The organism is Roseisolibacter sp. H3M3-2 (assembly GCF_029211165.1).
Taxonomy (GTDB): Bacteria; Gemmatimonadota; Gemmatimonadetes; order Gemmatimonadales; family Gemmatimonadaceae; genus Roseisolibacter.
In genome coordinates this window covers 1-8576 of sequence record NZ_JARGEK010000206.1, presented here as the reverse complement: position 1 = coordinate 8576, position 8576 = coordinate 1, and the positions used below count along the sequence as shown (strand labels likewise).

The following is an 8576-nucleotide window of genomic DNA, read 5'->3' as shown; positions in this document are numbered from 1 at the left end:
CGGGTGGGCGCTGGCCGCCGGCGTCTCGCTGGCCCCCGGGGTGCGCGCGACGCTCGGCGCGCTCGGCGGCACGCTGCGCCTGGGGCTCGTCACGCGCGCCCGCCGCCGCGAGGTGGACGGGGTGCTCGCCCTGGCCGGGCTCGAGGCGCACTTTGCCTGCGTGGTGACCGCCGACGACGTGCGGGTGCCGAAGCCGGCGCCCGACGGCTACCGTGCGGCGCTGGCGCGCCTCGCGGCGCGCGGCGGCGTCGACCCGGCGCGGACGGTCGCCTTCGAGGACGCCGCCGCCGGCGTCGCGGCCGCCCGGGGCGCCGGGCTCCGCGTCGTCCGGGTGGCGCCCCTCGCCCCACCCCCGGTGGCATCATCCGCGCAGCGGGACGCGGAGGCGCCGACGCCGGACGCCCGACTCGCCACGCTCGCCGGCCTCACCCCCGGCTCGCTCGCCGTCCTGCTCGACCTCGCCCCCGACCGCCCATGACGGTCCCCACCCCACCCGGCGCCCCCGCGCGCGTCGGCCCCGCCGCTACCGTCGCCGCGCCGCTCGTGCGCGACTACGGCGACCCGGCCGCGGAGTACGCGGCGCTGCGCGCCGGCGCCCTGCTGGTCGACCGCAGCCACCGCGACCGGTGGACGCTGCGCGGCGCGCGGGCCCGCGAGACGCTGACGGGGCTGGTCACCAACGACGTGGCGGCGCTGGCGCCGGGGCACGGCCAGTACGCCGCCGCCCTCACGCCGAAGGGGAAGATCGTCGCCGACGTGCGCGTCCTGGCCGTGGACGACGCGGCCGCCGACGGCGACGGCGCGCGCGGATGGCTGGACGGGGTGGCGCTGGTGCTCGACGTGCCGGCGCGGGCCGCCGAGGGGTGGGGCGCGATGCTGAAGAAGTACGTGAACCCGCGCGCCGCGCCCTACGCGCGGGTGACCGAGCGCGTGCGCGCGTTCGGGCTGTACGGGGCGCACGCGCGCGACGCGCTGGCGGCGGCGTTCGCGATCCCGCCGTCGGCGCTCGGCTCGCTGGCGCCGTACGGGCACGCGACGCTGACGGCCGACGGGGCGACGCTGCTCGTGGTGCGCGTCCCCGACCTCGGGCTCGACGGCTTCGAGGTGCTGCTGCCGGCCGAGGCGTTCGACGCGACCTGGTCGCGCGTCGCGCACGCGGCGCCCGGGATCGTGAGCGGGGGCGAGGGGGCGTACACCATCGCGCGGGTCGAGGCGGGCTACCCCGAGTGGGGGCTCGACGTCGACGACGGCACGCTGCCGCAGGAGGCGAACCTCGACGAGCTGCGCGCGATCTCGTACACGAAGGGGTGCTACACGGGGCAGGAGGTGGTGGCGCGCATCCACTTCCGCGGCCACGTGAACCGGCACCTGCGCGGGCTCGCCTACCCGGCCGACGAGGGGGTCGTGCCGCGCGGCGCGCAGCTCACCGACGAGGAGGGGAAGGTCGTCGGCGACGTGCGCTCCAGCGTGCTGTCGCCGCGGCTGGGCGGCGTGGCGCTGGGGATGGTGCGGCGCGAGGTGGCGCCGGGCGCGCTGCTCACGGCGACCTGGCCGGCGCCGGGCGCCGAGGGGACGCCGGCGACCGACGCCGACGCGCGCCCGCGCGTGTCGCGGCTGCTGACCGTGAGCCCCCTGCCCTTCCCGCTGTAGGCGGGGCCGCGGTCAGGACTGGGGGGAGAACGAAAGCGGGGCGCGCCGCTGGTGCGACGCGCCCCGCTCCCGCCAAACCGAGCGGAGATCGATTACGGCTGCTTCGCCGTCGAATCCGTCTTCATCGTGGAATCCATCTTCATCGTGGAATCCATCGGCATCGGGGCCGGGGCAGCCGAATCAGCGGCGGCCGGCGCCGGGGTCATCGCCGGGGCGGCGGCGGTGTCCGTGGCCGGAGCCTCCTCCTTCGTGGAGCAGGCGGCGAGCGCGAACACGGCGGCGACGAGGGCAAGACGCTTCATCAGCGATCTCCTGGGGGTGTTGGGCGGGGCGGCGGCGCGCGGGTAGGACGCGCCGCGGATCCGCGCCCGAATAAGGTCGGGCTCGGATTTGGCGACCCCAATCTCACCGGGCCGCTGGGGCCTGTCAAGAGAGCGCGCGCGCCACAATGTTAGGCAAGTCACGACGGCGCAACGCCTTCGCGCGGACGGTCCGGGCGCGGTCGAACCGATCGCGGGCGCCGCGCGTTGTGCGCGCACGCGTGGGAGGCCCCGCCCGACGCTCGAATGCTTCTTGCGACCGCCGGCGGGCGCCGACATCCGTCCAACCCCCTCGAGGAACCCCGTGGCGTCTCGTCCCGACACCCTGGGCGCACTGAAGCGCTCCCCGTACGCCGACCGCCGCCCCCGCTCCGTGAAGGACGAGGTGCGCCGCAACCTCCTCGCGCGCCTCGCCGCCGGCGGGCCGCTGTTCGCGGGGGTGCTCGGCTACGAGGAGACGGTCATGCCGCAGATCGTCAACGCGCTGCTGTCCCGGCACAACTTCATCCTCCTCGGCCTGCGCGGGCAGGCCAAGAGCCGCATCCTGCGGGCGCTCGTCGGGCTGCTCGACCCCGAGATGCCGGTGGTCGCCGGCTCGGAGGTCAACGACGACCCGTTCGCGCCGATCTCCAAGTTCGCGCGCCAGCGCCTCGCCGAGGCGGGGGACGACACCCCGATCGCGTGGGTCGACCGCGACAGCCGCTACGTCGAGAAGCTGGCGACGCCCGACGTGACGATCGCCGACATCATCGGCGACGTGGACCCGATCAAGGCGGCGCGCGGCGGGCACCTGCTCTCCGACGAGCTGACCATCCACTACGGGATGCTGCCGCGCGCCAACCGCGGGATCTTCGCCCTCAACGAGCTCCCCGACCTCGCCGGCAAGGTGCAGGTCGGGCTGTTCAACATCATGCAGGAGGGCGACGTCCAGATCAAAGGCTACCCGGTCCGCCTGCCGCTCGACGTCCTGCTCTGCTTCACCGCGAACCCCGAGGACTACACGGCGCGCGGCAAGATCATCACGCCGCTCAAGGACCGCATCGGCTCCGAGGTCGTGACCCACTACCCGGAGAGCGTCGAGCTGGGGATGGAGATCACGGCGCAGGAGGCGTGGACGGCGCGCGAGGCGGAGGGCGAGGCGGCGCGCCCGGTGGTCGTCCCCGACGTCGTGTCGGAGGTGGTCGAGCGGGTGGCGTTCGAGGCGCGCACCGACAAGCGCGTGGACAAGCGCTCGGGGGTGTCGCAGCGCATGCCGATCACCGTGATGGAGAACGTCGTGTCCAACGCCGAGCGGCGCGCCGTGCGCACCGGCGAGACCGAGGTGGTGCCCCGCCTGGCCGACGTGTTCGCGGCGCTGCCGGCGATCACCGGGAAGCTGGAGCTGGAGTACGAGGGGGAGCTGGTGGGCGGCCCGGCCATCGCGCGGGAGCTGATCCGCCGCGCGGCCGACGCGACGCTCAAGGCGCGCGCCGGGTCGCTGCGCACCGACGACGTGGTGATCTGGTTCGACGAGGGGGGCGCGCTGCAGGTCGACGACGAGCAGCCGTCGGCGCTGGTGGCGCAGGCGTACGAGACGATCCCCGGCCTCGCCGACGCCGTGCGGGCGGCCAAGCTGGCCCCCGAGGGGCGCCCCGGCGAGCTGGCGGCGGCGTGCGAGCTGGTGCTGGAGGCGCTGGTGGCGCGCAAGAAGATCTCGCGCTCGGACGCGGGGCAGTACGGCCGCGCGCAGCCCGAGCAGCGGCGGCGCCCGGGGCAGGACCTCTTCGGCGGCGGCATGAGTGCCTGAGCCGCCGGCGGTGCGCGCCGCGCGCCCGGCGCGCTCGGCGCCGGCCCCCCCCGCGGACCCCGCGTTCGCGGTGCGGCGCGCGACGTCGGCGGACCTCGACCACGTGCTCGCGCTGCGGCTCGCCCTGCTGCGCGAGCACGGGGGGAACCCGGTGTACGGGCGGCTGCACCGGGAGGCGCCGTCGCGCGCCCGCACCCTGTTCCGCGACCAGCTGGCCTCCGCCGCCGAGGTGACCTGGCTGGCGGTGCGCCCCGACGACGACGCGCCGGTCGGGATCCTGCGCTGCATGGAGGGACGCGGCTCGCCGCTGCTCGACCCGCCGCGCTACGGGTACGTCGCGTCGGTCTACGTGGTCCCCGACGCGCGGCGCGCGGGGGTGATGCGCGCGCTGCTGGCGGAGGCCGAGGCGTGGAGCCGGGAGCGGGGGTTGGACGAGCTGCGGCTGCACGCCGCGTCCGACAACGCCGGCGGGGTGGCGGCCTGGCGGGCGATGGGGTTCGCGGTCGCCGAGCACCTGCTGGTGCGCCCGCTGGAGCCGGCGCCCGCGCGGCGGCGGCGCTAGGGGGTGTCCCCGCCGCGGGAGCCGGGCGATCTTTCCGCCCCGCTCCCGCACGCCCGGCCCCCCTTCCCGGCCGGTCCGCGCCCCTCCCCGCCGCGATGCCCGCAGGACCCGCCCCCGCCCCGCCCCGCCGGCCCCGCCACGGGCTGGGGATGCGCGGCCAGCTCGTGCTGCTCGTCATGATGGCGCTGACGCCGTTCCTGGCGCTGGCGGCGCTGCGCGCGAACGAGCGCGCGGCGCGGGCGCGCCAGGCGACGGAGGAGCGGGTGCTGTCGGCCGCCCGCCAGGTGCGGTGGCGCGTCGAGGACCGGGTGCACAACATCCGCGCGATGCTGGTGGCCACCGCGCACACCGTGCGCGTGGACCCGGCGGCGGTGGCGGCGAACGACTCGGTGCTGCGCGCGATCCGCGACGGGCTCGGGGACGTCGAGGCGGTGACGAACCTCTGGGTGCACGACCGCGCCGGCGCCAACGTCGGCACGTCGCTGCGCCCGCTGCCGGACCGCGCGTCGGTGGCGGCCGGCGACCGCCGCTACTTCCGCGACCTGCTGCGCACCGGGCGCGCGGCCGTCGGCGACCCGGTGCGCGCCCGCGGCGACACCAGCTTCTGGACGGTGACCTTCGCCGAGCCGGTGCGCGACCGCGACGGCGCGCTGCGCGGCGCGGTGCTCGGCACGGTGCGGCTGCGGTCCCTCGCGCGCACCCTGGTGCAGGCCGGGCTCCCCGCGGGCGCCTCGGCCACGCTCGTCGACGCGAACGGCGTCGTCCTCGGCGGGACGGGCGCCGACTCGCTGGCCATCGGGCGCGCGCTCGCGACGGCGCGCGCCGCGGCACCGGCCGAGGGCGTCGGCGAGGTGACGGCCGACGACGGCACCCGCCTGCTGGTCGCGCACACGCGGCTCCCCGGGCTGGGGTGGCGCGTGCACGTGGCGATGCCGCGCCGCGCCGCGCTGGTCGACGTCGAGAGCGAGATCCGGCGCGACGTGCTGCTCGCGCTGCTGACGCTCGTGGTGTCGCTGGGGCTCGCGCTGGCGGTCGCGCGGCGGCTGGTGCAGCCGCTGGAGGCGCTCGCCGAGGACGCGCAGCGGCTGGCGGCCGGCGAGCCCCCCGGCCCCGCGCGCCACGCCGCGACCGGCGAGCTGGAGACGCTCGCCGAGGCGTTCCACGAGATGGCGGCGACGATCGCGGCGCGCACCGCGGCGCTGCACCGCAGCGAGCAGCGGCACCGGCTCATGTTCGACGCGTCGCCGCTGCCGATCTACATGGTCGACCTGGAGACGTACCGCTTCCTCGCCGTCAACGACGCGGCGGTGGCGCAGTACGGCTGGTCGCGCGCCGAGTTCGCGGAGCTGACGCTGCTCGACATCCGCCCGCCCGAGGAGCGGCTGCGCTTCCTCTCGGTGGCGCGCTCGCTGGGGATGGCGCAGTCGTTCAACGACCGCGCGAACGCCGGCGTGTGGCGCCACCTGCGCCGCGACGGGACGACGATGGAGGTCGAGATCTTCACGGCGATCACCGAGCACGAGGGGCGCCCGGCGCGCCTCTCGGTGGCGATCGACGTGACGGCGCGGCGGCTCGCCGAGCGCGCGCTGCAGGAGTCGCAGGAGCAGCTGCGCCGCGCGCAGAAGATGGAGGCGCTCGGCCGCTTCGCCGGCGGGATCGCGCACGACTTCAACAACCTGCTCACCGGCATCCTCGGCTACTGCGACCTGGCGCTGCTCGACCTCCCCGACGGCGCGCCCGAGCGCGAGGACTTCCAGGCGATCCGGCTGGCGGCGCAGCGCGCGGCCGGGCTCACCGGGCAGATCCTCGCCTTCAGCCGCGGGCAGGTGGTGCAGCCGGTGCCGCTCGACCTCAACGAGGTGCTGGCGGGGCTGGAGCCGATGCTCGGCCGGATGATCGGGGAGCACATCCGGTTGGTGACCGCGCGCGCGCCGGCGCTGGGCGCCGTGCTCGCCGACCCCGGGCAGGTCGAGCAGATCGTGGTCAACCTGGCGCTGAACGCGCGCGACGCGATGCCCGAGGGGGGGCTGATGAGCCTCGCCACGCGCGACGAGCGCGTGGAGGCGCACGACCCGACGCACCCCGGCGTCCCGGCCGGGCGGTGGGTCGTGCTGGAGCTGCGCGACACGGGCGTCGGCATGGACGCCGAGACGCAGGCCCGCATCTTCGAGCCGTTCTTCACGACGAAGGAGCGCGGCAAGGGGACGGGGCTGGGGCTGGCCACGGTGTACGGGATCGTGCGGCAGGCCGGCGGCACCGTGCGCGTGCGCAGCGCGCCGGGGGCGGGGAGCACGTTCACGGTGTACCTGCCGCGCGCCGAGGCGGCGGCGGTCGAGCCGCGCCGCGCCGAGGCCCCGGCGCCGCCGGCCCGCGGCGGCAGCGAGACGGTGCTGCTGGTCGAGGACGAGGACGCGGTGCGCTCGATCGCGCGCGAGACGCTCGCCCGGCGCGGCTACGAGGTGCTGGTGGCGGCCGACGGGCCGGCGGCGCTGGCGCTGGCGCGCCGCCGCGAGGCGCCCATCGACCTGCTGCTCACCGACGTCGTGATGCCCGGGATGCACGGGCGCGCGCTCGCCGAGGCGCTGCTGCGCGACCGCCCCACGCTGCGGGTGCTCTTCATGTCGGGGTACACCGAGGACGAGGTGCTGCACCGCGGCGTGTCGACCGAGGCGCTGGCGTTCATCGCCAAGCCGTTCACCCCGGACATGCTGGCGGCGCGGGTGCGCGACGTCCTCGACGCCGGGGAGGGGGCGCCGGTGCTCGCGGCGGCGGGGGGCGGGCGCGATTAGGTTCGGGGCATGACGCCTCGCCTCTGCCTCGTGACCGGCGGCGCCGGATTCATCGGCTCCCACGTCGTCCGTCGCCTCCTCGCCGACGGCCACGCCGTGCGCGTGGTGGACAACTTCGTCACGGGGTCGGCCGACAACCTGGCCGAGGTGGCGGACGACATCGAGCTGGTCACCGGGGACCTGGTGGACCCCGACGTGTGCGAGCGCTCGGCGAGGGGCGCCGAGGTGGTGTTCCACCTGGCGGCGCTGGGGAGCGTCCCGCGCTCGATGCAGAACCCGTGGGCGTCGCACCAGGCCAACGTCAACGCGACGGTGCGCCTCATCGAGGCGGCGCGCGCGGCCGGGGCGCGGCGGGTGGTCTTCTCGAGCTCCAGCTCCCTCTACGGCGACACGCCGACGCTCCCCAAGGTCGAGACGCAGGAGCCGCTCCCCCGCTCGCCGTACGCGGCGTCCAAGCTGGCGGCCGAGCAGTACGTGCTCGCGTACGCGCGCGCCGGGATGCTCGAGGGCGTCGCGCTGCGCTACTTCAACGTGTTCGGCCCGCGGCAGAGCCCCACGGGGCCGTACGCGGCGATCATCCCCCTGCTGCTGCGCGCGGCGCACCTCGGCGAGGCGGTGACGCTCAACGGCGACGGCGGGCAGACGCGCGACTTCACCTACGTCGACAACGTCGTCGACGCCAACATGCTGGCCGCGTTCGGCCCGGCCGAGCGGGTGAGCGGCACGGTGGCGAACGCCGGCGCCGGCGGGCGCACGTCGCTGCTGGAGCTGGTCGCGCTGCTGGAGCGGGTGAGCGGCCGCCCGATCGAGGTGCGCCACGGCCCGCCGCGCGTCGGCGACGTGCGCGACTCGCTCGCCTCGCTGGAGCGCGCGCGCGGGGCGCTCGGCTACGACGTGGCCGTCGGCGTCGAGGAGGGGCTGCGCCGCACGTGGGAGTGGTGGCTCCGCGAGGGAGCCGCCCGCCACCTTCCCGCCGGCACGGGCGCCGGCTGACCCGGGGCGCCCCGCGGGGTCGGCGATGCCGATCGTCACCGTCTCCCGGCAGTTCGGCGCCGGCGGCTCGGCGCTGGCCGCGCGCGTGGCGGAGGCCCTCGGGTGGCCCCTGCTCGACGACGCGCTGCTCGACGAGGTGGCGGCGCGGCTCGGGACCTCGCGCGCGGCGCTGGCGGCGCGCGACGCGCGGCGCTCCTCGCTGGCCGCGCGGCTGGCCGACGCCCTGGCGCTCGGCGCCACCGACGCCGAGCCCGCGGTGCCCGCCGCGCTCCGCGGGCGCGCCGCCGGCTCGACCGCGCCGGCGCCGACGGAGGAGCGCGTCCTCGAGGTCACGCAGCGGGTGATCGTCGAGGCGGCCGGGCGCGGGCCGGTGGTGGTCGTGGGGCGCGGCGCGCAGGCGGCGCTCGCCGGGCGGCGCGACGCGCTGCACGTCCTCTGCTGCGCGCCCCGCGAGGCGCGCGCGGCGCGGGTGGCGG

8 protein-coding genes are annotated in these 8576 nt (G+C 77.1%); 7 read left to right on the top strand and 1 reads right to left on the bottom strand.

What is annotated here, in order from left to right; translation table 11 throughout:
- Both PYV61_RS16095 and PYV61_RS16090 read left to right on the top strand, forming a co-directional pair.
- A partial coding sequence (locus PYV61_RS16095) for an HAD-IA family hydrolase (protein WP_275833410.1) occupies nt 1-478 on the top strand: 478 nt, incomplete at its 5' end.
- On the top strand, nt 475-1650 hold the full coding sequence (locus tag PYV61_RS16090) for a hypothetical protein (RefSeq protein WP_275833408.1): 1176 nt from the start codon (nt 475-477) through the stop codon (nt 1648-1650). The genes PYV61_RS16095 and PYV61_RS16090, both read left to right, overlap by 4 nt.
- Nucleotides 1651-1742: 92 nt before the next feature.
- Here PYV61_RS16090 and PYV61_RS16085 read toward each other — a convergent pair whose 3' ends face one another.
- A complete protein-coding gene (locus tag PYV61_RS16085) occupies nt 1743-1952 on the bottom strand; it encodes a hypothetical protein (RefSeq protein ID WP_275833405.1) in 210 nt (69 codons plus the stop codon).
- Between the two features lie 322 nt (nt 1953-2274).
- Between PYV61_RS16085 and PYV61_RS16080 the strand changes: the two genes are divergently transcribed.
- From PYV61_RS16080 to PYV61_RS16060, 5 genes are all read left to right on the top strand, one after another.
- Nucleotides 2275-3756 carry a magnesium chelatase gene (locus PYV61_RS16080; RefSeq protein WP_275833403.1) on the top strand — a complete coding sequence of 494 codons (1482 nt, stop codon included), beginning with the start codon at nt 2275-2277 and terminating at the stop codon, nt 3754-3756.
- The gene (locus PYV61_RS16075; RefSeq protein WP_275833400.1) at nt 3749-4318 is read left to right on the top strand and encodes a GNAT family N-acetyltransferase; all 570 of its coding nucleotides are present in this window, start codon (nt 3749-3751) and stop codon (nt 4316-4318) included. Before PYV61_RS16080 ends, PYV61_RS16075 begins: the two co-directional genes overlap by 8 nt.
- A gap of 149 nt (nt 4319-4467) precedes the next feature.
- Nucleotides 4468-7107, top strand: coding sequence for an ATP-binding protein (locus PYV61_RS16070; RefSeq protein WP_275833398.1), 2640 nt, complete (start codon nt 4468-4470; stop codon nt 7105-7107).
- A 9-nt stretch (nt 7108-7116) separates the two neighbouring features.
- A complete protein-coding gene (locus PYV61_RS16065; RefSeq protein ID WP_275833396.1) occupies nt 7117-8100 on the top strand; it encodes an NAD-dependent epimerase/dehydratase family protein in 984 nt (327 codons plus the stop codon).
- A gap of 25 nt (nt 8101-8125) precedes the next feature.
- A partial coding sequence (locus tag PYV61_RS16060) for a cytidylate kinase-like family protein (protein ID WP_275833394.1) occupies nt 8126-8576 on the top strand: 451 nt, incomplete at its 3' end.